Raw genomic sequence first — 23,054 nt, 5'->3', positions numbered from 1 at the left:
CAATAAGTCAATATCTTTATTTTCTGATATTTTATAAAAAAGCGGTAAATCACTGTCCGGCCGGGATTCTGCGCAGCAAAAAAACAGCCAGGTCAGCCGGCTGTTTGGTTTATATCCTTCTTTGTTTCATCGTCTCATGCAAAAGCTTTGCTTCCAAAAAAAACACGTGGATGAATTTTTTCATATTTATTCTAGCAGGTGCAAGGGGTTTTGCATCCTTGGATTGGAGTTCTTTCATTTTCTGGCTGACAACCGGAAAATCAAAGAATTTCGATGCATAGGTTTCAAATTTTGGATTCGAAAAATCAGTTGTGCCCAGTGAAGCAAAATGGTGCAGCGAATGAATAATCGCTCTGCGGATACGCTGCTCCGAGGCTTTCATTTCGCGATTGACTTCCGTCTGTGAGGCCCCTGTCCCCAGCTTCCGTACCGCTACTTGGGTGAATATTTGTTTTAGCGAAGGGCTTTGTTTTTCGTGCGGCTCGGATTGCTCGTGTTCTGCTAAATACTGCAGGACCGCCATGAGATCATGTGCGCCGCCTTCTCCCATCATGCCCAGCTCGGACAACAGGAATGTTCCTGCCTCTTTTAAACCGCTGTCACTCTTCTGCTGGGGACGCGCTTTCCGTTCAGTCCGATTGACAAGCCGGCTTAGAGAATGCTGAATGGCTCCAATCGAGTGTTCAAGCTCGATCCGCTCCTTCACCTTTTGGAGAACCGTGACAATTTCAATGCGGTTAATCGGCTTATGGATAAAATATTCGATGCCGAGCGAGTACGCTTCCCCGACCATTTCCTTCGCCTCCACTTGAGAGATCATTACGATTTTGCCGGAGTACGTATTCTGGATCTGACGAATCGTCTCAATGCCATCTCTTCCGGGCATTAACAGATCGATTAATAAAATATCAATCTCCTTAAATTGCAGCATATGCCCTTCCACTTGGCTTCCGTCGTCTGCTTCACCAGCAGCTTCCCCGAGATCTTCGTCCTCAATGATCTGCCTTAAAATTGACCGCACCGCACGGTCATCATCTGCAATAAAAAAACGCATAGCTTTTGGTTCACCCTTTCTGAATCAAATGCCGGACAGGCAGCCTGATGGCAAACACCACTCCCCGCTGCTGATTATCAAACGTGATATCCCCTTCTAGCTCTGTCACGATTTCCTTTACGTAGGAAAGTCCGATACCCGTAGAAGGCGTGCCAAATTCGTCATATTTTGAAGTAAAGCCCGGGTCAAACACAATGTCTCCGATTTTCTCGGAAATCCCGGGGCCATTGTCTTCCACCTGGAATTCTACCATACTCTCATTTGGCTTACGGAGCCTCAGGCTGACCATTCCCTCTTCATCCATAGCCTCTACCGCATTTGCTGTTAGATTATTAATGATCGAAAGCACGATAAATACGTGATATTCGTCATGCTCTCCCTCGATCGAGCAGTAAAAATCAATCTGCTTCCCTAGTGCTTCAGCGTACTTTTCATTCATTCGAATCACGAGCTGCAGCAAATCAGAAGCCCTCATATAATCTCTCAAACTTTCATTCGAAATCAGTTTTGAAAGCCCTGCGAATATCCGCTGGTTGTCCTTTTTCACTTCATGAATTTCTCCGGCCAGTCTCAGGATTCTGCCGCTCAGCTGAACATCCTTGCCCTTCATTTCCCGATAGAGCTGATACGAATTGTTTGTCACTTTCTCTGTCGTTTTCAATGTCTTTTTTAGGTGCACCGTTTCTTCATATAAATTGGAAACGATCATCAGCATGTGCTCGTGCTGCTGCCTTGTCTGTTTTTCTCTCGATTGTGTTTCATACAGCTTCAGCACACTATAAAAGCTCATCACAATAAATGTGTGAGAAATCGCAATCACCGCAATGTCAGTGATTTTCTCAGGCGTAACAACCGTATGAAAAATGAGAAATTGCACAGTTAGCTCGACACAATCTGACACAACTTCAATCATAAACCCAATGAAACCGAGCATAATCGGCCGTTCACGGAAACGATTGGCCTTTAATATGGAAAACAGACAGGCGTAAGTCATATAAAAGAAAAAGCCAGACGCTTGATCATACAGAATCGGAGTCAGCCCATTGTGTCCTCCGCCCCATAATTCCAGAAAGACGCGAAAGATGAAAACAGCCGCTCCAGTCAGAAAACCCGGCAGCACAGCGGGCACTTGCCGCAACAACGATAAAAAGAAGAAAAAAACCGGTGCCCCAAAGCTGACCCGGAATTCTTCATTGAGGGGATAAAATTTCAGTTCACCGGCCAGCGGCACCGTAATCAGCATGAGGGCCAGTATATATCCGTCTTTTTCAATAAACCGTTCCAGTTTTATGTTGATCACATCCTCGCTTTTTATTTTGGGGAATCGGGAGAAAACCTGCAAATTGCTTTTGACCCAGAACATGAGGTTTTTATAAATCTTACTGCTTATTTTCAAAATGTTTTTGTCGTATTTTGTATGATTCTGTAGTCTCCATTATACAGTAATTATACCTTCCGCTATTATGAAAGCGTTTAACGCCCCTTTAGCCTTCGTTTTGATACACCTCAGTCCTTTAAGAAAAAAATCAGTGAGGAGGAATTCGATGAAAGAATTGATAAAAGAGCACCAGAAAGACATAAACCCGGCGTTACAGCTTCATGATTGGGTTGAATACTATCGCCCTTTTGCCGCCAATGGACAAAGTGCAAACTATATCCCCGCTTTAGGAAAAGTCAATGATTCACAGCTCGGCATCTGTGTATTGGAGCCTGATGGAACGATGATACACGCCGGCGACTGGAACGTCTCTTTTACCCTGCAAAGCATTTCAAAAGTGATTAGCTTTATTGCCGCCTGCATGAGCCGCGGCATTCCCTATGTGCTGGACCGCGTGGATGTCGAGCCGACAGGCGACGCCTTTAATTCAATCATTCGGCTCGAAATCAACAAGCCGGGAAAGCCCTTCAATCCCATGATCAACGCGGGCGCCCTCACCATCGCTTCGATTCTTCCCGGAGAATCGGCATACGAAAAGCTAGAGTTTCTTTACTCGGTGATGGAAACTTTGATAGGAAAACGGCCGAGAATTCATGAGGAAGTATTCCGTTCTGAATGGGAAACCGCCCACCGCAACAGAGCGCTGGCCTACTATTTAAAAGAAACAAACTTTTTAGAAGCTGAAGTAGAAGAAACACTTGAGGTGTACTTGAAGCAATGCGCTATGGAGAGCACCACAGAAGATATTGCGTTGATCGGCCTGATCCTTGCTCATGACGGGTATCATCCGATTCGACGCGAGCAGGTGATTCCAAAAGATGTGGCAAAATTGGCCAAGGCATTAATGCTGACGTGCGGCATGTACAACGCTTCAGGCAAATATGCGGCGTTTGTCGGCGTGCCGGCCAAAAGCGGCGTCTCCGGCGGCATCATGGCGCTGGTGCCTCCAAGCGCCAGAAGAGAACAGCCTTTTCAATCCGGATGCGGCATCGGCATTTACGGGCCTGCCATTGATGAATACGGTAACAGCCTCACTGGCGGTATGCTGCTGAAGCATATGGCGCAGGAGTGGGAGCTCAGCATTTTTTAAATATGAAAAAAGAGGTGATTCTATGCAGCAAATCCTGGAACATATCGTGGGTATCGCAAATGATCTTTTGTGGTCAAAGTTATTAATTGTTTTGCTCCTTTCTCTGGGAATCTATTTTACGTTCAGGCTTAAGTTTTTACAGGTTCGCATGCTGAAAGAAATGGTCAGGGTATTAAGAGAAGGTGCTGCTTCCCGGTCGAAAAACACCATTTCTCCGTTTCAAGCCTTTTGCATCAGCATGGCGGCCCGTGTCGGAACGGGAAATATTACGGGCATTGCCATCGCCATTGCACTCGGCGGGCCCGGTGCAATCTTCTGGATGTGGATTATCGCCATTATCGGATCAGCATCCAGCTTTGTGGAAAGCACACTGGCTCAGATTTATAAAGTAAAAGATGTAAACGGCTTCCGCGGCGGGCCGGCGTATTACATGGAAAAAGGGCTGAACAAAAGGTGGATGGGCGCGCTGTTCGCTGTGTTAATCACCTTATCGTTCGGTATCGTCTTCAACTCGGTTCAATCCAATACAGTCAGCCTTGCCTTTGAAAACGCGTTTGGCACAAACCGCCTGACATTGGGACTCATTTTAATTGCTGTATTCGGCACGATTATTTTTGGCGGAGTCAAGCGCATTGCAAAGCTGGCTGAATCCATTGTCGTCGTATTGGCTGTCCTGTATATCGGAGTTGCGTTTTTCGTCATTTTCACCAACATTACGCAGCTGCCAGGTGTGCTTGCGCTAATCGTGAAAAATGCGTTTGGTTTTGATCAGGCCGCCGGTGGGGCTTTGGGCGCGGCACTCATGCAAGGCGTCAGACGGGGAATCTTTTCAAACGAAGCGGGAATGGGAAGCGCACCGAATGCCGCTGCCACCGCCACAACAAGCCATCCCGTCAAACAGGGGCTGATCCAAGCTTTTGGTGTACTGACAGATACACTGGTCATTTGTACAAGCACCGCCTTTATCATCCTGTTTTCGGATGCCTATCATACTCCGGGTCTGAGCGGAATCGCCTTGACACAAGCCTCCCTCAGCTCCCATGTCGGATCATGGGCATCAGGCTTTCTCGCGATTCTGATTTTGTTATTCGGATTCTGTGCTCTAATTGGAAACTATTATTATGGCGAAACCAATATCGGCTTTTTGAACAAAAGCAAAAAACTGATTTTTGTCTACCGTATCGGCGTGCTGGCAATGATCGTGTTTGGCTGTGTTGCCAAAGTCCAGCTCGTCTGGGATCTTGCTGATTTGTTCATGGGTTTGATGGTCATCGTGAATTTAATCGCGATTTTCTTACTATCAAAGGTCGTTTTTACGGCGCTGAAAGACTATACACGCCAGAAAAAAGCAGGCAAGGATCCGGTCTTTTATAAAGATGTGCTCAAAAACCATAATGGCATTGAGTGCTGGCCGGTTTCAGACACAAAGACTGACACGCACAACAAACAAATATCATAAGAAAAGGGTGTTCAGACATATGGGCTGAACACCTTTCCCTTTTTGCGTTTATTGACAAACACGTAAGCCTCCATTACGATTTTCATATCTTTTTCAAAAAAATCTGAAAGAAGGCATCGGTACATTCTATGAATCCTATCCAACACATATTAGATACATACCCGCTTATTGTGCTAGACGGCGCCATGGCGACCGAGCTTGAACGCAAGGGCTGTGATTTGAACGACAGTCTGTGGTCGGCAAAAATCCTGATGGAAGAGCCGGAGCTGATTAAACAAGTTCATACTGATTATTTCGCGGCAGGCGCCGATTGTGCAATCACCGCCAGCTATCAGTCTACATTTGAAGGCTTTGCCGCACGCGAGCTGAGCGAAGCGGAAGCACGCCGGCTCATCGAGTTGTCCGTCAGCATAGCAGCTGAAGCACGCGATGAATTTTGGTCGCTTGAAGAGAACCGTTTGAATCGGCCAAAACCGATCATTGCGGCTTCCGTAGGCCCTTATGGCGCTTATCTTGCAGACGGGTCTGAATATCGCGGCAACTACGCAATACCAGAAGATGAACTGATTGAATTTCATCGTCCCCGGATGAAGGCGCTGATTGAAGCCGGAGCTGATGTTTTGGCATGTGAAACGATTCCGTGTCTGACTGAAGCCAAAGCGATTGTTCAGCTGTTGAAGGAATTTCCTGAAACGTATGCGTGGATCAGCTTCAGTGCTAAAGACGGCCTGCATATCAGTGACGGAACACCTGCAGCTGACTGCGCATCGTGGCTTGATGAACACCGCCAAATTGCAGCACTCGGCATCAACTGCACGCCGCTTCAGCATATCCCTTCCTTGATAGAGGAGTTAAAAAAGAACACGTCAAAACCGATCATTGTCTACCCGAATTCAGGTGAGCAATATGATCCGGAAACAAAAACGTGGAACGGCGCAGCATGCGCAGAATCTTACGGGGCGAGCGCCCGCACCTGGCATGAAAAAGGGGCGAGACTGATTGGCGGCTGCTGCCGGACAAAACCCGAAGATATTCAAGAAATTGCGGCTTGGGCCCGCTCTTTAAAAACAACTTGACTTATCGGAATAGTTTGTATATTCTAACTTAAAGCCGGTTCGCCGGAGTCTCGTGTCACTTCCTGACATGAGATTTTTTATTAGGAAGGAAATAAATCGCCGATAGAAAGTTGGAAAAAGATGAACTCTGCCCACAACAAGAATGAGACAAACTTTCAGAGAAGTATGAAAAGCCGGCACCTCTTTATGCTTTCCTTGGGAGGTGTCATCGGAACCGGGCTGTTTTTAAGCTCTGGTTATACCATTCAGCAAGCAGGCCCGGCCGGAACGATACTTGCCTACTTAGTCGGGGCCGGCATCGTCTACCTTGTCATGCTATGCCTCGGTGAGCTGTCAGTCGCCATGCCTGTGACCGGCGCCTTTCACACCTATGCAGCCAAATACATAGGGCCGGGCACCGGATTTACGGTCGCTTGGCTGTATTGGCTGACATGGACCGTGGCATTGGGATCAGAATTCACAGCAGCCGGCCTGTTAATGCAGCGCTGGTTCCCCCATACATCGGTTTGGATGTGGAGTGCCGTCTTTGCGCTGTTCATTTTCTTGCTTAACGCATTTTCGGTCAAGTTTTTCGCTGAATCAGAATTTTGGTTTTCCAGCATCAAAGTATTAGCCATTGTATTATTTATTCTTTTAGGCGGCTCTGCCATGTTCGGCATCATCCCGATCAAAGGCGGAGAAGCCGCTCCGATGCTGTCCAACTTCACGGCGGAAGGCGGACTTTTTCCAAATGGATTTGGCCCGATTTTGATGACGATGCTGTCCGTCAATTTTGCCTTTTCGGGAACGGAACTAATCGGAATCGCAGCCGGTGAAAGCGTTGATCCTGACAAGACGATACCAAAAGCGATTAAAACAACGGTCTGGCGTCTCTCACTCTTCTTTGTCGGAACTATTTTTGTGCTGTCAGGGCTGATTCCGATTCAAGATGCAGGTGTCATCAAAAGCCCGTTTGTCGCTGTCTTTGACAGAGTCGGTGTACCATACGCAGCCGATATCATGAACTTTGTTATCCTGACAGCGATCCTGTCAGCGGCTAATTCCGGACTCTACGCTTCTTCCCGGATGCTGTGGTCTTTATCAAAAGAAAAAACGCTTCATCCGACATTTGCAAAGCTGACGTCAAAAGGAACCCCTTTTAACGCGCTGGTGTTCAGCATGATCGGCGGCATTCTGTCGTTGCTGTCCAGCGTATTTGCGCCAGACACTGTATACGTTGTGCTCGTGTCGATTTCCGGTTTTGCCGTCGTTGTCGTGTGGATGGGTATCGCTGCTTCTCAATTCATGTTCAGAAAACGTTATATCGAAGCGGGAAACAAGGTTACTGATTTGAAATACAGAACCCCTTTGTATCCGTTCGTGCCGATTGCAGCGTTTCTGTTATGCCTGGCTTCCGTCATTGGCATTGCCTTTGATCCGAATCAAAGAATCGCACTGTATTGCGGTGTTCCGTTTATGGCCATTTGCTATGCAATATATTATGTGAAAAACCGCAAAAGCCAGCCGGCTGCTGATATGACTCATTCAAAATAAAAAGAACCTGCCTTCGGGCAGGTTCTTTTTCGATTTTCACACTTCCACTGTCCAGTTAAACGGGCCTTTCACCTTGCCAAGCTGAATATCTGTTATCGTTTCATACAGCTTTTTCGAGAGGTCCCCGATTTGCCCGTCTCCTACAATCACCGTTTTTCCATGAATGTTGAGTTCACCGACAGGCGTAACGACGGCTGCCGTGCCTGTGCCGAAGACCTCTGTCAATTCTCCGCGTGCAGAGGCCGCATACACCTCATCAATCGATATTCTCTCTTCACGAACCGGAATGCCCCAGCTTCGAATCAATTCAATCGCAGACGCACGTGTAACCCCGCTTAAAATGCTTCCGCTTAAAGCAGGTGTGACAGCTTCCCCGTTTATGACGAAAAAGATGTTCATGCTCCCTACTTCTTCCACATATTTCTTTTCGATGGCGTCCAGCCACAGTACCTGGTCATAGCCCAGTTCATTCGCTTTCCGCTGTGCCTGAAGACTGGCGGCATAGTTTCCAGCCGTTTTTGCAAACCCGACTCCTCCGTTGACCGCCCGCACATACTCATCTTCGACATAGATTCTAACCGGCTTCAGCTGATCGTCGCCATAATAGGAGCCGACAGGCGAAAGCACGATCATAAATGTATAGCTCCTGGATGCCTTCACACCGAGACTCGGTTCTGTGGCAATGACAAAAGGACGAATATACAGTGACGTTCCTTTTTCCTTTGGAACCCACTCTTTCTCCAGCTCAACTAATTGCGTCAATGCCTCAAGCACCAGCTCTTCGTCTAAAGGAGGCATGCTCATGCGCTCACACGATCTGTTCAGCCGTTTGATATTTTGATCCGGACGGAACAGCAGCACCCTGCCGTCGTCTGTTCTGTATGCTTTTAATCCTTCAAAAACAGCCTGGCCGTAATGAAAAACAGATGAAGACGGATCAAGCGTAAGCGGTGCGTACGGCGCAATTCTCGGATGATGCCATCCAATCCCCTCTTCGTAGTCCATCACAAACATATAATCTGTAAAATATTGTCCAAACCCCAAGGAAGACGGGTCGGGCTTTTCCTTATAATATACAGTTTTTTCTCGTTCAATAAGCTTATTCAATCTAATCAGCACACCTTTCACATAATTGTTTAAATATTCAGTCTTTTTAAAGCTGCAAAAAGTATACAGCCTTTCCTTTAATAATACGCCGCTTCACACCTATAAATTTCAGAATATTCTTTAGGATCATCAGCTATTATACACCACATTCATTGTCAGATGAAGCTGAAATTAAAGAAAAACAGCCAGTTTTATTCTGGCTGTTTGATTTAGACCGCTAAACAAAGGACGACAATGTGGCAAATCAGCAAAATATACACTGCGAACACTAATTGCCAATTGATCTTCCGCGCCCATGCAAACACCACCATCAAAACAGGCAGCATCACAGTCCCCGCCAGCTTGTTAACCGTCAGATTCGGACTGTTCGCAACATCATAATGAATCGGCATCTGCGTCGGCAGAAAAGGGTAAAGCACAATTGAAAGGATGAATGCAGCAATCACTGCTCCCCACAGCACTTTTCCATTCGTCAATAAAAACATAGAACCACCATTCCCTTCTTAAAACACATTGCTTTATGAATGATATGACTGTTCAACGGTGAATTTCGTTCGGTCTCCCCGGGTAATAATTTGCGCATATTCCACCACTTCTTCATTTTTATCATAGGTAAGGGATTCTGATAAAAACGCAGGCGCACCGACATTGGTTAATAAGTGGCCGCTGATCGTTTCATCCGTTAAAATCGGTTCGATCGATTCCGTGCCCCTGCTGATTTCAATATTGTATTTTGTCCTTAACAATTCAAACAGCGAGCCGGTGCATTCCTCCTGCGCCAGCCCCGGTGCCGCCTTCCAGGGAATATATGAGGTATGATACTGCAAAGGTTCCCCCTCGGCGTATCTGACTCTGACAAGCTTGTTGACAGGTTCATTCTCTTTCATTTTCAAAAGCTCGGCAATGGAGTGATCGGCAGGAATCACCACAAGCTCAAGCACTTTTGATTCAGAACGAAGGCCTCTCATTTGTTCCGCAAAGCTCGTAATCTTATGCGGAATCGGCGTTTGTATTTTTGCCGCCGATACAAATGTCCCTTTTCCTTGAATTCTTTTAATATATCCCTCAAGCTCTAGCTGCTGCAGAGCCAGCCTCACAGTTGTTCTGCTGACATCATATTGTTCGCAAAACTCACTCTCCGTCGGCAGCTGATCATTCGCCTGATATTTGCCCGATTTAATTAACTCAATGATTTTAAACTTGATAACAGAATATAAAGCTGTCATTTCATTCTCCCCATTCTGTATGCATTCCGTTCTTTTTAATTGAGACCATAATACCATTTGCCATCCCAATATGAAAGATTTGTATCCTTCTTTTATAACAAATTTTCTGAAATTAATATTGACAGTTTGATAAGGGCGGTGCTAAATTCGTAATGACAAGTATCATAAATTGGTCATAACAAATAAGGTGCTTGTCTATCTCTTTGAGGGGGTGTCACATGAAGATTCTGATCGCCGAGCACTACGAAGAACTCTGTAAGTTAAGCGCTGCCATTATTAAAGAACAAATACAATCTAAGAAAGATGCCGTTCTCGGCCTGGCAACAGGAAGCACACCGGTCGGCTTGTATAAGCAGTTGATTTCAGACTATCAGGCAGGCGAAATTGATTTTTCAAAGGTTACTACATTTAATTTGGATGAATACGCTGGTCTCTCTCCATCTCATCCGCAAAGTTATAACCATTTTATGCATGAGCATCTTTTTCAGCATATCAATATGCAGCCTGATCATATTCATATCCCGCAAGGAGACAATCCGCAGCTTGAGGCGGCATGCAAAGTATACGAGGATCTCATCCGCCAGGCGGGAGGCATTGATGTCCAAATTCTCGGCATCGGCGCCAATGGCCATATCGGTTTCAATGAACCGGGATCTGATTTTGAGGACCGGACACGTGTTGTGAAGCTCTCGGAAAGCACGATACAGGCAAATGCCAGATTCTTCGGCGGTGATCCGGTGCTGGTGCCGAGACTCGCGATTTCAATGGGCATTAAAACCATCATGGAATTCAGCAAACATATTGTGCTTTTAGCAAGCGGCGAGGAAAAAGCAGACGCTATTCAAAAGATGGCTGAAGGTCCTGTCACGACAGAAGTACCAGCCTCCATTCTTCAAAAACACAATCATGTAACCGTTATCGCCGATTATAAAGCAGCTCAAAAATTAAAGAGTGCTCCATGCTCATAAAACAATAAAAGGAGACTGTCATGTTTAAAAAGGCATTTCAAATTCTGCAGCAGCTTGGCCGCGCGTTGATGACTCCGGTTGCCGTCCTGCCGGCAGCAGGTCTTTTGCTCCGTTTCGGAGACAAGGATTTACTGAACATCCCTATTATAAAGGATGCAGGCGGCGTTGTATTCGATAATCTCCCGCTGATTTTCGCCGTGGGGGTCGCGATCGGATTAGCCGGCGGAGAAGGTGTAGCCGGACTTGCCGCTGTCATCGGATACTTAATTTTAACCGTCACCCTCGACAATATGGGAAAATTACTCGGCCTTCAGCCTCCGTATGAAGGAGCCGAGCACCTGATTGATATGGGGGTTTTCGGAGGAATCATTATCGGGCTTCTCGCCGCCTATTTATATAAGCGGTTTTCATCAATCGAGCTGCATCCGGTCCTTGGATTTTTCTCTGGAAAACGCTTTGTCCCGATTATTACTTCCGTCAGTTCATTGGTGATCGGCGTCTTTTTCTCATTCGTTTGGCCGCTGATCCAAAACGGAATTAACGCAGCCAGCAGTTTAATTGCCGATTCAACAGTCGGCCTGTTCTTTTATGCAACGATCTATCGTTTGCTGATTCCTTTTGGCCTGCATCATATTTTTTATACGCCTTTCTATTTTATGATGGGAGAATACACAGACCCATCAACAGGCAACACCGTAACCGGCGACCTGACAAGGTTTTTCGCGGGAGACCCGACAGCCGGGCGCTTTATGATGGGGGATTTCCCTTACATGATTTTCTGTCTGCCGGCAGTTGCTCTTGCCATTATCCATACCGCGCGTCCGGAAAAGAAAAAAATGATCTCCGGCGTGATGATTTCTGCGGCACTCACATCTATGCTGACCGGAATTACAGAGCCGGTTGAGTTTTCTTTCTTGTTCGTTGCGCCTGTGCTCTATTTGATTAACTCTATTCTTGCCGGCGTCATCTTTGTCGTTTGTGATTTATTCCATGTCCGCCACGGCTATACGTTCTCAGGCGGCGGAATTGACTACGTCTTGAACTACGGACTGTCTACAAACGGCTGGGTTGTCATTCCTGTCGGGATCGTGTTTGCTTTCATTTATTATTATTTGTTCCGATTTGCGATTCTGAAATGGAATTTGAAAACGCCCGGCCGTGAGACAGATGAAGACGGTCAGAATGAGGAGAAAGCTCCAGTTGCAAAAGACCAGCTTGCCTTTCACGTGCTGCAGGCCTTGGGCGGACAGCAAAATATCGCTAACCTGGATGCATGTATCACAAGGCTTCGTGTGACCGTTCATCAGCCAAGCCAAGTCAGCAAGGATGAATTAAAACGGCTTGGTGCAGTAGGTGTGCTGGAGGTCAACAACAACTTCCAGGCAATATTCGGAACCAAGTCCGATGCCTTAAAAGACGACATCAAAACAATCATGGCCGGAGGCGTCCCTGCCACCGCCGCCGCGCTGGACACGGTAACTGACAAACAGCAGAAGCCCGATTCCGGTGAGACCTTTATCTATCCGATTAAAGGAGAAACAGTCTCTTTAGGGGATGTGCCTGATCAAGTCTTTTCAGAAAAAATGATGGGCGAGGGATTTGCGATTATACCATCAGAAGGAAAAGTCGTTGCACCTGCGGACGGCGAGATCGTCTCGATTTTTCCGACAAAACACGCCATCGGCTTTATGAGCGCCGGCGGCACTGAAATCCTGATTCATGTCGGCGTTGATACCGTCAAACTGAATGGGGAAGGCTTTGAAGCACATGTCACAAGCGGACAAGCCGTCAAACAAGGCGAACTGCTTCTCACCTTTGATCTCAATTACATCAAGCAGCATGCCGCTTCAGCCATAACACCGGTTATTTTCACAAATACCTCTGAAGAAGATCTAAAGCACATTCAAATGAAGTAAAAAAGTCCCCCCTGGTGCGGGGGACTTTTTCGCCAACATAATGAAAGCGCTGTCAAAATAAAATAACTTGAAAAAAGGTGTTTGCATTTGAATCACGAATGATATGAATATGCCTAAATTCTATCGTTCTAAAGGGGGATTCATTTGAAAAAATTAATCGCGTTTCAAATTTTAATCGCTTTGGCTGTCGGCGCAGTGATCGGCCACTTTTTTCCTGATTTCGGGATGGCACTGAGGCCTGTCGGAGATGGATTTATCCGCCTGATTAAAATGATTGTTGTGCCGATTGTGTTTTCTACCATTGTCATTGGAGCCGCAGGAAGCGGAAGCATGAAAAAAATGGGCAGCCTCGGTATCAAGACGATCATTTGGTTCGAAGTGATTACAACGTTGGTATTAGGGCTTGGACTTTTATTAGCGAATGTCTTAAAACCAGGTGTCGGGCTTGACCTCTCCCATTTGGCAAAAAAAGATATTCATGAACTTTCCGGCTACACAGACAAAGTTGTTGATTTCAAGCAAATGATCCTGGATATTATCCCTACAAACATTATTGATGTCATGGCCAGAAATGATTTGCTTGCTGTTATTTTCTTCGCCATTTTATTTGGTGTCGCCGCCGCTGGTATCGGCAAAGCTTCTGAACCAGTAATGAAGTTCTTTGAATCTACCGCTCAGATTATGTTCAAGCTCACGCAAATCGTCATGGTCACTGCTCCTATCGGCGTGTTAGCCCTGATGGCAGCTTCTGTGGGCCAATATGGCATTGAACTCCTCCTCCCTATGTTTAAGCTGGTTGGCACCGTATTCCTTGGCCTGTTCCTGATCCTCTTTGTCCTCTTTCCGCTTGTCGGTCTCATCTTTCAGATTAAGTATTTCGAAGTATTGAAAATGATATGGGATCTGTTTTTAATTGCATTTTCCACCACCAGCACTGAAACCATTCTCCCTCAGCTAATGGATAGAATGGAGAAATACGGCTGTCCCAAACGAGTGGTATCATTTGTCGTTCCCTCCGGCTTGTCATTGAACTGTGACGGCTCCAGCTTATATTTATCGGTTTCTTGTATCTTTCTCGCACAGGCCTTTCAAGTAGACATGACATTGTCCCAGCAGCTGCTCATGATGCTTGTGCTTGTGATGACCAGTAAAGGCATTGCAGCTGTACCCTCAGGATCGCTTGTAGTTCTTCTGGCGACTGCCAATGCTGTAGGACTGCCGGCTGAAGGCGTTGCCATTATCGCGGGTGTTGACCGCGTCATGGACATGGCGAGAACGGGCGTGAACGTACCGGGACATGCGATCGCCTGTATCGTGGTATCAAAATGGGAAAAGGCCTTCCGCCAAAAAGAATGGGTTTCCGCAAACAGCCAAACTGAAAGCATATAGAAAAAAAGAACACCTCAATACGAGGTGTTCTTTTTTTATTCAGCAGCAGCGTGATCTTCTGTTTCAATCGCTGCCAGTCTTGCGTTTACTTCTTCTTCTGTCATATTATGCTCTTTCACATACAGGTTTCTTGGGTTCGTGCGGCATTCGTGGCTGCAGCTGCGCATATATTTATACTCATTTTCCGGTGTGCATATCATTTTTTTATTGCAAGATGGATTTGCGCAGTTCACATAACGCTCACACGGTTCTCCTGTAAAGTAGTCCTTGCCGACAATCACATGCTCGACACGGTTGACAGGCACGCTGATTCTTTCATCAAATACGTAGCACTGGCCGTCCCAAAGCTTGCCTTGCACCTCTGGATCTTTTCCGTATGTCACGATTCCGCCGTCAAGCTGTGCTACATCTTCAAAGCCTTGCTTCACCAGCCATCCTGAGAACTTTTCACAGCGTACGCCGCCTGTACAGTACGTTAAAATCTTTTTGCCTTCAAGCATATCTTTGTGCTCTTCGATCCATTCAGGTAATTCGCGGAAGGCTTCGATGTCAGGACGGACCGCACCTCTGAAATGGCCAAGGTCATACTCGTAATCGTTACGCGCGTCGATGACAATTGTGTTTGGATCCTGCATCTTCTCATAAAATTCTGCAGGCTTCAAATGCTGGCCTGTTGTTTCGTTCGGATCGACATCATCTTCAAGACGAAGCGTTACAAGCTCTTTTTTATGGCGGACGAAGATTTTTTTGAAGGCATGGCCTTCTGCTTCATCAATTTTAAATACCATGTCCGCAAAACGAGGATCAGCTTTCATTGTTTCCATATATTTTTCAGTCTGTTCAACCGTACCTGATACCGTACCGTTAATTCCTTCAGAAGAAACAAGGATACGGCCTAACAAACCAAGCTCCTTACAAAAAGCCAGATGCTGCTCTCTAAACGCCTCTGGATCTTCAATCGGAACATATTTATAGTAAAGTAATACTCTGTATTGTTTTTCCATGTTTAAACACCCTGTTCAATTATAGTTAGTTGCTATGCACACTCTTACTATATCATACAGGAAAATGCCGCAAAGATGAACAGATCCGCCCAGACTGATAAAAATATCCAAGCTCTTACAAACCTAAGCAGCACAAGGGTTTCTCACGGCACACAAGTATTTTCCATTCATTTACTAATCAATGTAGTTATCTGAAAACTATCAAACAAAAGGTGAACTCCACCTGTTATACCACAGGGGACACCGCTCACTTGATAATGACAGATGGCGTGATATGCTCCAGCCAAATGACACCGTCATATTGTTCCTTAAGGATCATCTGCTCTTCTGTGAATCCCCAATAGAGTGCTGTGCGGGGGGTATACATCCACGAAGTGCCTTTCTTGTTTTTTGTATGGAGAAAATCAACAAAAACAGCCGGTCGGTCCGCCGCTTTCAGCAAAGCTTCAAGGCTCTCAGACGGCGGCGGGCTTGTAACCGGCTTAACAGTCTTATTATCGGAGCTATCAAGACTCGCACCTGAGTAAGCATAAATGCCAATCGTATATGTTTGTTTTTTCAGCTGCTCCGGCAAATAATCACCCATGTTAGGGCCGTTTAGCTGTACCCAGTCCTTTATCATCTTCGTATTCTGTTTGCGTAGATGGTAATTGTGGCCCCAGACAATGATTTTCTTTTTCGGATAAAGGGTGTCAGCTACCCACTGAAATTGTTCAGCCATCATGCGGTCTCTCATAAAGAATGAAAAATCCTCAATATTCTCCGGATACTCCTCTAGTTTTTCTTTCATTTCTTCCAGCATATACGTTTCCATTACGTCAATTCTCAGCTGAAGAGAATGCATAAACATCTCATAAGCTTTCGGCTCTTTTGGAAGGTTTTCTTTTAGCTCTGAAGCATGTGTTTTAGTGAACTTGATCAGCTTCTGATAGTTTTTCACAAGCTTTTCCTTCTTTTGCGAAAATTCATCAAACGTATTGCTGTCTGTCACTAATGTTGAAAAATCATTTTCTGATTGGGAGAGCAACTCTGCTTTCTCAGGGTCCACCGCTTTTACCCAATGAGTCGCAGCATCATTGAATGAATTCTTCATGCTTTGAATATCAAAACCGGTAAGGATCAGCGGATCGCCTTTCTCTTTTTGCTCTTTCATGTAATCAAACAATTCAACGACATCTTCTGTGTGCCATACAGCGTAAATGGAGTTTTTCATCGTGCTTTTAGGGGTTAATTGGTCCATATTAAGGTAGGATGCATTTGTATCAGGAAAGCCAGACTCAAATGCCAATACATCGTATCCCAGCTCTTCGTGGAGATATTTGATCATTCTGACCTTTGTGGCGTTGATTTCACCAGCGCCGTGTGTCGTTTCCCCTAACTGAACGATTCGTTTCCCTTTCAGCACCTTCTTTAGAAATCGAAGGTCTTTGTTTGAAGCATTGGAAGCATCCAGTGGCTGTGCATGTCGTTCAATCCATGAATCCCAATATTTTTCTTCAGAAGCAGCACGTGCCGAGACTGAAAAAGAAGAAAACGCCAGACAGACAATCAGCAGCGGCAGAGTCATTCTCACTATCATTCGTTTCAATTCTATCTCTCCTTTTCTGCTAGGTTCTCTAGTCATTACGAGATAGATATAGAAAAAGATTCCTTTTTTCACCAACAAAAAAAAAGCTTCTCTGTTGAAAGAAGCTTTAGCTGGATTCTCTCATCACCTGATGAAAGTAAAACCGATACGTATTTCGTAAAAATGTCTCAACCGGAAGCTGCACATCCGCTTGGTATTTGCTGATGATGAATGGAAACCGCTCGATTCCTTTTTCGCGCAAATTGTTCGCTTGTTCATCATCTATTGCCTTCTCTTGCAAAACCGCTTCAACGATCGGCCAGCACACTTCTCGCACTTGCCGCAGGACGGCTTCATCTCCGGTGTTCTGATAATCTGTAATCCAGCTGATGATTTGTTTCTCCATGAATCTCACCTTTCTTCAAAAAAAAGAGGCGCTGCGTTTATGCAAGCTCCTCTTTTTACTCTTCATAACCTATCAGTTCTCCGACTTGAACTTCTTGGCCTTCTGCTAAATGGGCGGACGGCTGGAACGCGTCTTTTTCAAAAATCAAAATGACGGTTGAGCCAAATGAAAAGTATCCCAGCTCTTCGCCGATCTCCAATTCAGCACGGGTGCTCGTCTGCACGATAGAATTAATATTCATCGCGCCGACAGGAATCATCAGGACATTTCGGCTGCCGCTATTCAGCTCGTACACAAACCGATAATTTTTCGACAGCACATCTTTCCCGTATTTTAAGCCTAGTTGATTTACCGGGTATGAGCGATTTCCGAGCTCGGCCAGCTTTTGATACCTGCAGCTGATCGGAGAATGGAAACGGTGATAATGCCTCGGGCTTAGATACAGCACGACGAAGTAACCGCCATTGTATTGATGGTCTGCGCTTTTACAGCCGGTCAGCTCAGCGAATGAGTAATCTTTTCCCTTCACCGTAAAGGTTTGATTCGGGTTGATGATTCCTACCGTCTGAACTACACCATCAACAGGGCTGACCACCGCATGCGCCTCTTTTGACACAGGGCGCCGCTCCAGATTTATTTGTCGAATGAACAATTCGGACAGCGATCCGTAATCAGCAGCCGTACCGTCCACATCATCCCAATTCAGCCGAAAATGTTTTGAGAAAAGCGGAATGACCGGTTTGCTGATTTTCGACTCGCAAAATCCTTTAATCAGATAGGATGACAAACGATGATTCGTCAGCTCTATCAATGATCGATACAGAATCTTTACAGCCGTATTAAACATGAATAATCCCTATAACCCTTCCGATTGTAATAAAAACAAAGCACCACAAAAAGGCTCCGATTGCCGCAAACGCAACATACGTTTTCAGATCCATTTTGCCGATCCCCGAAAAGTAGCACGTCACATGTCTGACGCCGGGAATAAAATAACCTAAAATAAGAGAATATGGACCGTATTTCTTCATCCATTTTTCCACTTTCATCATTCTCTTTTCTTTTAAGCCGACCCACTTGCCGTACTTATCGATAAACGGGCGTCCGGCTTTTCTGCCAATCATGTAGCTGATCAGCATACCTAACAAAGCCCCGACAAAACTAATCAATATCGAAAGCTCATAATTCAATACATCGGTATGCGTGAAATAGCCAACAACGGTCATCATTACTTCATCTGGAATCGGCAATCCTACAATCCCTAATACGAGCATCAAAAAAATAGCGAGATAACCGTAATCCGCTATGAGCTGCTGAACTAATTCCATCTCCCGGACTCCAGGTTTTCTGCCGCATGTTTTTTAAAATGAGGGAATTTTATTTTACTCACCATCAAATATGAAAGTCCGCAAGTGCCGATTGCCAGAAGGATCGGGTTATAGGTAAAGCTTAAAATAACGAGACACATGCCCGCAAACGGAATCGGCATACCGATAAATGTCGGGAGCTTGCTTTGTTCAATGTTAAATTTAGAGAGGCGAAGCATTCCGCAAATGCTGTACGTCAATGCGCATAAGATCCCGATAAATGGCAGGGTATACAACGCGACACTGTAAGCAAGCATAGAAGGAGCCACCCCAAAGGTAACCAGATCGGCAAACGAATCCAGTTCTTTCCCCATATCAGAAACGGCATTCAGCTTACGAGCAGCCATCCCGTCAAAGAAATCAAGGAACATGCCTGTAAAAATAAAAAGCACTGCTGAATGAATGTTGTGATATAGCAAGGAATGAATCGCCAGCAATCCGCAAATGAAGTTTCCTATCGTAATCATACAGGGGATGTAATTCACAGTGTAACCAAACCTCCAATTGTAAAACCATCTATATTATTTGACGATAGTGATCGAATAGCGTTACAGGAAAAATTTTTCTCCAATAAGCATGATAACATAGAATGCTCCCAAAAAAGCAGCATTCAAATTCTATTATTATACAACATTTGTTACCTTTTGAAAAATGAATGCCAATCTTTTCATGTTCCTTACTATTTTATCCCCCCGCATAAAAAGGACAAGACGCGTTGATTGACGTACTCTGGCTGCTCCAGAGATAACAGATGTCCGGCGTTCTTTACGATTTCAGCCTGAATTCCCGGCACCAATACCGAAGCCCGCTCAAAGGCCATTTGCTGATGGTACATGACCTCGTGCTCACCGAACATCAGAAGTACCGGGACTTGTATTGATTTCAATTCCTGGTCTGTGAACACGTACGGAAAGCCGTTTTCTGTCGGCTTCAGGCTCCTTTGCTCATCCTGCCATTCCACGCCCGCCACAATTTGTCTTTGCAGTAAAGGATGCAGATCATAACTGTCGCCTGTGATCCACTTGATATATGATTCAGCTCCTCTTGCCCCTGTAAGCTCTGCAGCGTATTTATAGACATCCGGATGAAATGAAATAAACGCTTCAGCGGGACTCATAACAACCGCCCGCTCTACTCTTTCGGGCGCGCGGAGTAAGAAATTCACGATATGGGAGCCGCCAAGCGAAAGGCCGGCCAGGTGTGCCGTCTCAAGTCCAAGAGAATCAAAGACATCTTTCATCCATTCTGCAAAATCAGCTCTCGTTTCCATGGCTGCTGATGGTATACTTTTATTTTTGTCTCCTATTATATCGACCGCATATGTACGAAATTGACGGCTCAACGCCGCGATATTCGGATACCACATCGCAGAGCTGAAAAGGCCTCCGTGAAGCAAAATGAGCGAAGGTGCGTCCTTTGGCCCACTTGCAATGATATGTGTTTTTCCAAAACGAGTAGAAACATAGAATGCTTCCGACTCAATCGGCCACAAAGAAAGGCTTTGATCATATGCCTGGTAAAAGCGCAGACCACTTTCAACCGCGGCAAACTGCATTGAATCTTGTATCATTTTCTTCTTTTTCCTCCGGGTTTGATTGATATAAAATAAAGGATAACGCCCCTTTTGTCTCGTAAGAAAAAATACCTATTTCTTATTATCTCACATAATAAATTTCCAGTATATAGTTTGGTGTCCTGCAATAAATAAAAAAGGCAGTTTCCTTAAAATCAAGGAAACTGCTATTCTTTGAAGACTAATGGAATGGCATGATCTTTCTTATCCTCTGTTAACGAGATGTGATGGGTTACTGATATTTCACCCTTCGTCAACGCGACTGAGTAATCGCCTTTTCTGCCGGTATCCCATTTGATATCACCGTTTTTGTCTGTTTTACCGAGTATCTCGCCAATCTCTGTACTCGGCTCCTCATCTGAAGAGGGCGCTTTGACAATCGTCACTTGAACCCCTGCGACCGGCAGCCCCTTAGCATCCTCCACATGAAGAGTGACAGGAATAGTCGTTTCTTTTTGAGAAGAATGCGTCTGCGAACTGCATCCGCATAAAAACAAAATAGACATGAATATGGCTAGTTTGCTGTATTTATTGATTTGCCCAATATTGAATATTGTTGAATACATCGTTCGTCACCCTTGTTCCCAAGTTATATGACGATCCTCCGTTCGTGTGAATGGCAATCGCTGTCTGCCCTGTATCACTGTAGTTTCGATAAACAGGCGAGCCGCTTTGGCAGCCGTACGTATCGGTTGTATAGGTCAGCTTATACGTTTCAGCGGAGCGAATCGGCTTTGTATCAGACCACATCGTGCCAAAGGTTTTGTCACACGGGAATCCTGTCACTGACGAGGAAAGACCCACGGGACTGCTGCTGTTTGTAGTCCGGTAGCCGTACCAGCCAACCGTGTTTCCAGGAGAACCGTTTAATTTAATAGCTCCGTAATCATAGTTGGTGTCTTTGCTTTCCGTCCATCCTTTGACGGAGTAAAACATCGTGCCTGAATAAGTGCCGTACGGATATGACGAACCATTGCGGCCCGGCGCGGCGGTTATCGTCGAAGCCCATCCATGATCCTGGCTGTACACACAATGTCCAGCCGTGACGACTGTATTTGGATTGACTAAAAATCCGGTACATCCATAAGTGCTTGAAGTGTTGGGATACTTGATTGACAGTTGAACGGTTGCTCTATATGGAAAAGATGTCGTGCTGGAGATTCTGGTGCGTTCATCAGTTCCGATAATGCTCGAAGGCTGTAAGGTTTGAATATTTTTCTCCAGTTCCGTTTGGCCGCCGTATAACGATTTACTTGTTTTTCCGGTTCCCTCATAAGGGGCGGAAACCTGTTCTGCTTTTGACGTTTGGTTTTTCGTAGCATCAGCTTCTTTACCGGTATTCGATACAGAAGTTTGCGGGTTCTCTGCCGCTTTTGCCGGTACGCCAAAAGATACCGCTGCTGCCAAAGCCAAACACAAAACCGTTAAGTAAGCGAACCATTGTTTTCTGAATCTTGGAACTAATTTCATTTTGTCATCTCCCTCCTTTAGTGTCAACCACCCGTATTGATGGAAGACTTTTACATTATAATCAGGTTTCTGATTCTTATGATAAAACTTTTACGGAGAAAGAAAAAAACAGGCCTTGTACCATGACAAGGCCTGCTCAAACTCTATTTTATCGTTAGCTGATCCAACGCTTTCTTTGCATTCTCTCTTGCCGTTTCAACTGTATCAGCAGCAGAAAGCGCAACTGCCATACGACGTCCGGCTTTCGTTATCGGCTTTCCAAAGACGCGCACTTGAGTCTTTGGGACTGCCAGTGCGTTTTCCAATCCTTCAACAGTGTAATCCGCTAATTCTTCCGGCGCTTTGAGGGGTCTGCTGGCGCCAGGAGAAAGCTGTGTGATTTCTGTAATCGGAAAGCCCAGAATCGCCCGGACATGCAGTGCAAATTCTGACAAATTTTGCGTCACCAGCGTGACAAGACCCGTATCATGCGGACGAGGAGATACCTCACTGAAATATACCCTATCTTTCGCAAGGAACAGCTCAACACCAAACAGGCCGTATCCGCCAAGCTCATCCGTGATCGTTTTCGCAATATGCTTCGCTTCTTCTATTTGCTGCTCTGTCATATCATGCGGCTGCCACGATTCGATATAATCCCCGTCCTTTTGCACATGACCGATCGGCTCGCAAAATGTCGTACCGTTAGCCGCACGTACGGTTAAGAGTGTGATTTCTGATTCGAATGGGATAAACTCCTCAACGATCACGCGGCCGTTTTTCACCCGTCCGCCTTCCATCGCCGTCTCCCAGCAGCTCTCTAAATCCGCTTCAGAGCGGCAGATACTTTGGCCTTTTCCAGAAGAACTCATCAATGGTTTAACGACACAAGGAAAACCAATCTGTGCTGCCGCTTGTATAAATTCATCATATGTATTCGCAAATTCATAGCCAGCCGTCGCAAGTCCAAGCGTTTCCGCCGCAAGCCGTCTGATGCCTTCCCGATCCATCGTCAGCTTGGCCGCACGGGCATTCGGGATGATGTGAAATCCTTCCTCTTCAAGCTTCAGCAATTCATCCGTCGCGATCGCCTCCACCTCAGGCACAATCAAATCCGGATTTTCTTTCTCAATGATGGTTCTGATCTGCTCTGGGTCCAGCATATCAACGACATAACTGTTATGCGCGACCTGCATCGCCGGAGCATGCTCGTAACTGTCAACTGCCACCGTCTGTACCCCAAGACGCTGGGCTTCAATCACTACCTCTTTACCTAACTCACCTGAACCTAACAATAAAACCTTCTTTGATTGATACATCTTTGCCCTCCTATCTGTTCCAAACCATTATAACTGAAATATTTGAAAAATAAATTTTTATTAAAAAAGGGATAATTATTATTGAGGAATGAAATCTTTTAAATTCTTAAACG

Annotated in this window: 22 protein-coding genes; 7 read left to right on the top strand and 15 right to left on the bottom strand. The window is 45.5% G+C overall.

Going from position 1 to position 23,054, the window contains the following annotated elements; translation table 11 throughout:
• Window positions 1–109 precede the first annotated feature (109 nt).
• Together glnL and glnK are read right to left on the bottom strand one after the other, a co-directional pair.
• Window positions 110–1,054, bottom strand: coding sequence for a glutamine utilization two-component system response regulator GlnL (glnL, locus tag AC07VD_RS16780; RefSeq protein WP_494721857.1), 945 nt, complete (start codon window positions 1,052–1,054; stop codon window positions 110–112).
• Between the two features lie 10 nt (window positions 1,055–1,064).
• A complete protein-coding gene (gene glnK / locus AC07VD_RS16775) occupies window positions 1,065–2,297 on the bottom strand; it encodes a two-component system sensor histidine kinase GlnK (protein ID WP_494721913.1) in 1,233 nt (410 codons plus the stop codon).
• Between the two features lie 301 nt (window positions 2,298–2,598).
• On the opposite strand from glnK, the gene AC07VD_RS16770 reads away from it, so the two are divergent.
• The 4 genes from AC07VD_RS16770 to mmuP all read left to right on the top strand — a co-directional run bounded on the left by AC07VD_RS16770 (window position 2,599) and on the right by mmuP (window position 7,650).
• Window positions 2,599–3,582 carry a glutaminase gene (locus AC07VD_RS16770; RefSeq protein WP_014475676.1) on the top strand — a complete coding sequence of 328 codons (984 nt, stop codon included), beginning with the start codon at window positions 2,599–2,601 and terminating at the stop codon, window positions 3,580–3,582.
• A gap of 22 nt (window positions 3,583–3,604) precedes the next feature.
• Entirely contained in the window at window positions 3,605–5,041 is a 1,437-nt protein-coding gene (locus AC07VD_RS16765) for an alanine/glycine:cation symporter family protein (protein WP_046160011.1), read from the top strand.
• Window positions 5,042–5,169: 128 nt separating this feature from the next.
• The gene (gene mmuM / locus AC07VD_RS16760; RefSeq protein ID WP_494721856.1) at window positions 5,170–6,117 is read left to right on the top strand and encodes a homocysteine S-methyltransferase; all 948 of its coding nucleotides are present in this window, start codon (window positions 5,170–5,172) and stop codon (window positions 6,115–6,117) included.
• Window positions 6,118–6,237: 120 nt separating this feature from the next.
• Complete coding sequence (gene mmuP / locus AC07VD_RS16755) at window positions 6,238–7,650, top strand: S-methylmethionine permease (protein ID WP_494721855.1); 1,413 nt, start codon at window positions 6,238–6,240, stop codon at window positions 7,648–7,650.
• 36 nt (window positions 7,651–7,686) lie between these two features.
• Here the strand turns inward: mmuP and AC07VD_RS16750 are convergent, their stop codons facing one another.
• The 3 genes from AC07VD_RS16750 to gamR form a co-directional block, all read right to left on the bottom strand.
• Window positions 7,687–8,757, bottom strand: a complete 1,071-nt coding sequence (locus tag AC07VD_RS16750; protein ID WP_129092214.1) for a branched-chain amino acid aminotransferase — start codon at window positions 8,755–8,757, stop codon at window positions 7,687–7,689.
• Window positions 8,758–8,966: 209 nt separating this feature from the next.
• The gene (locus AC07VD_RS16745) at window positions 8,967–9,242 is read right to left on the bottom strand and encodes a DUF1648 domain-containing protein (RefSeq protein WP_129092213.1); all 276 of its coding nucleotides are present in this window, start codon (window positions 9,240–9,242) and stop codon (window positions 8,967–8,969) included.
• 33 nt (window positions 9,243–9,275) lie between these two features.
• On the bottom strand, window positions 9,276–9,983 hold the full coding sequence (gene gamR, locus AC07VD_RS16740) for a transcriptional regulator GamR (RefSeq protein WP_003234841.1): 708 nt from the start codon (window positions 9,981–9,983) through the stop codon (window positions 9,276–9,278).
• Window positions 9,984–10,201: 218 nt separating this feature from the next.
• Here gamR and nagB point away from each other — a divergent pair, with 218 nt between their 5' ends.
• The 3 genes from nagB to gltP all read left to right on the top strand — a co-directional run bounded on the left by nagB (window position 10,202) and on the right by gltP (window position 14,256).
• Window positions 10,202–10,951: a glucosamine-6-phosphate deaminase gene (gene nagB / locus AC07VD_RS16735; RefSeq protein WP_217018696.1), complete on the top strand. Its 750-nt coding sequence runs from the start codon at window positions 10,202–10,204 to the stop codon at window positions 10,949–10,951.
• A 20-nt stretch (window positions 10,952–10,971) separates the two neighbouring features.
• Window positions 10,972–12,867 carry a glucose-specific PTS transporter subunit IIBC gene (gene ptsG / locus AC07VD_RS16730; RefSeq protein WP_167559183.1) on the top strand — a complete coding sequence of 632 codons (1,896 nt, stop codon included), beginning with the start codon at window positions 10,972–10,974 and terminating at the stop codon, window positions 12,865–12,867.
• Window positions 12,868–13,011: 144 nt separating this feature from the next.
• Complete coding sequence (gltP, locus tag AC07VD_RS16725) at window positions 13,012–14,256, top strand: glutamate-aspartate/proton symporter GltP (protein ID WP_003234847.1); 1,245 nt, start codon at window positions 13,012–13,014, stop codon at window positions 14,254–14,256.
• 35 nt (window positions 14,257–14,291) lie between these two features.
• Here the strand turns inward: gltP and trhO are convergent, their stop codons facing one another.
• The 10 genes from trhO to purT all read right to left on the bottom strand — a co-directional run bounded on the left by trhO (window position 14,292) and on the right by purT (window position 22,941).
• On the bottom strand, window positions 14,292–15,260 hold the full coding sequence (gene trhO / locus AC07VD_RS16720) for an oxygen-dependent tRNA uridine(34) hydroxylase TrhO (RefSeq protein WP_003246287.1): 969 nt from the start codon (window positions 15,258–15,260) through the stop codon (window positions 14,292–14,294).
• A gap of 247 nt (window positions 15,261–15,507) precedes the next feature.
• Window positions 15,508–16,848, bottom strand: coding sequence for an erythromycin esterase family protein (locus tag AC07VD_RS16715; protein WP_086343392.1), 1,341 nt, complete (start codon window positions 16,846–16,848; stop codon window positions 15,508–15,510).
• A 106-nt stretch (window positions 16,849–16,954) separates the two neighbouring features.
• Window positions 16,955–17,233 (bottom strand): hypothetical protein, encoded by a 279-nt coding sequence (locus tag AC07VD_RS16710; RefSeq protein WP_021481898.1) that lies wholly within the window; start codon window positions 17,231–17,233, stop codon window positions 16,955–16,957.
• A gap of 55 nt (window positions 17,234–17,288) precedes the next feature.
• The gene (locus AC07VD_RS16705; RefSeq protein WP_003234858.1) at window positions 17,289–18,080 is read right to left on the bottom strand and encodes a phosphatidylserine decarboxylase; all 792 of its coding nucleotides are present in this window, start codon (window positions 18,078–18,080) and stop codon (window positions 17,289–17,291) included.
• Window positions 18,073–18,561, bottom strand: a complete 489-nt coding sequence (locus AC07VD_RS16700; protein WP_003234861.1) for a DedA family protein — start codon at window positions 18,559–18,561, stop codon at window positions 18,073–18,075. The genes AC07VD_RS16705 and AC07VD_RS16700 overlap by 8 nt, the downstream gene beginning before the upstream one ends.
• Window positions 18,552–19,085 (bottom strand): CDP-diacylglycerol--serine O-phosphatidyltransferase, encoded by a 534-nt coding sequence (gene pssA / locus AC07VD_RS16695; protein ID WP_014475661.1) that lies wholly within the window; start codon window positions 19,083–19,085, stop codon window positions 18,552–18,554. The genes AC07VD_RS16700 and pssA overlap by 10 nt, the downstream gene beginning before the upstream one ends.
• Before the next feature lie 194 nt (window positions 19,086–19,279).
• Entirely contained in the window at window positions 19,280–20,170 is an 891-nt protein-coding gene (cesB, locus tag AC07VD_RS16690; RefSeq protein ID WP_029945973.1) for an enantioselective carboxylesterase CesB, read from the bottom strand.
• 170 nt (window positions 20,171–20,340) lie between these two features.
• The gene (locus AC07VD_RS16685; RefSeq protein WP_185184499.1) at window positions 20,341–20,739 is read right to left on the bottom strand and encodes a YbfJ family protein; all 399 of its coding nucleotides are present in this window, start codon (window positions 20,737–20,739) and stop codon (window positions 20,341–20,343) included.
• Window positions 20,702–21,643, bottom strand: coding sequence for an extracellular metalloprotease Mpr (gene mpr / locus AC07VD_RS16680; RefSeq protein ID WP_015252930.1), 942 nt, complete (start codon window positions 21,641–21,643; stop codon window positions 20,702–20,704). Before mpr ends, AC07VD_RS16685 begins: the two co-directional genes overlap by 38 nt.
• Window positions 21,644–21,786: 143 nt before the next feature.
• Complete coding sequence (purT, locus tag AC07VD_RS16675) at window positions 21,787–22,941, bottom strand: phosphoribosylglycinamide formyltransferase 2 (protein WP_494721854.1); 1,155 nt, start codon at window positions 22,939–22,941, stop codon at window positions 21,787–21,789.
• Window positions 22,942–23,054 lie beyond the last annotated feature (113 nt).

The organism is Bacillus sp. GW821-FHT01G09 (genome assembly GCF_059422205.1).
This window is presented reverse-complemented; position numbering and strand designations above follow the sequence as displayed.

Bases quoted from the DNA above. Each gene is read 5' to 3' on its own strand.
- glnL (WP_494721857.1), bottom strand. From the start codon at position 1,054: ATGCGTTTTTTTATTGCAGATGATGACCGTGCGGTGCGGTCAATTTTA.
- glnK (WP_494721913.1), bottom strand. From the start codon at position 2,297: ATGCTGATTACGGTGCCGCTGGCCGGTGAACTGAAATTTTATCCCCTC.
- AC07VD_RS16770 (WP_014475676.1), top strand. From the start codon at position 2,599: ATGAAAGAATTGATAAAAGAGCACCAGAAAGACATAAACCCGGCGTTA.
- AC07VD_RS16765 (WP_046160011.1), top strand. From the start codon at position 3,605: ATGCAGCAAATCCTGGAACATATCGTGGGTATCGCAAATGATCTTTTG.
- mmuM (WP_494721856.1), top strand. From the start codon at position 5,170: ATGAATCCTATCCAACACATATTAGATACATACCCGCTTATTGTGCTA.
- mmuP (WP_494721855.1), top strand. From the start codon at position 6,238: ATGAACTCTGCCCACAACAAGAATGAGACAAACTTTCAGAGAAGTATG.
- AC07VD_RS16745 (WP_129092213.1), bottom strand. From the start codon at position 9,242: ATGTTTTTATTGACGAATGGAAAAGTGCTGTGGGGAGCAGTGATTGCT.
- gamR (WP_003234841.1), bottom strand. From the start codon at position 9,983: ATGACAGCTTTATATTCTGTTATCAAGTTTAAAATCATTGAGTTAATT.
- nagB (WP_217018696.1), top strand. From the start codon at position 10,202: ATGAAGATTCTGATCGCCGAGCACTACGAAGAACTCTGTAAGTTAAGC.
- ptsG (WP_167559183.1), top strand. From the start codon at position 10,972: ATGTTTAAAAAGGCATTTCAAATTCTGCAGCAGCTTGGCCGCGCGTTG.
- trhO (WP_003246287.1), bottom strand. From the start codon at position 15,260: ATGGAAAAACAATACAGAGTATTACTTTACTATAAATATGTTCCGATT.
- AC07VD_RS16710 (WP_021481898.1), bottom strand. From the start codon at position 17,233: ATGGAGAAACAAATCATCAGCTGGATTACAGATTATCAGAACACCGGA.
- AC07VD_RS16705 (WP_003234858.1), bottom strand. From the start codon at position 18,080: ATGTTTAATACGGCTGTAAAGATTCTGTATCGATCATTGATAGAGCTG.
- AC07VD_RS16700 (WP_003234861.1), bottom strand. From the start codon at position 18,561: ATGGAATTAGTTCAGCAGCTCATAGCGGATTACGGTTATCTCGCTATT.
- cesB (WP_029945973.1), bottom strand. From the start codon at position 20,170: ATGATACAAGATTCAATGCAGTTTGCCGCGGTTGAAAGTGGTCTGCGC.
- AC07VD_RS16685 (WP_185184499.1), bottom strand. From the start codon at position 20,739: ATGTATTCAACAATATTCAATATTGGGCAAATCAATAAATACAGCAAA.
- mpr (WP_015252930.1), bottom strand. From the start codon at position 21,643: ATGAAATTAGTTCCAAGATTCAGAAAACAATGGTTCGCTTACTTAACG.
- purT (WP_494721854.1), bottom strand. From the start codon at position 22,941: ATGTATCAATCAAAGAAGGTTTTATTGTTAGGTTCAGGTGAGTTAGGT.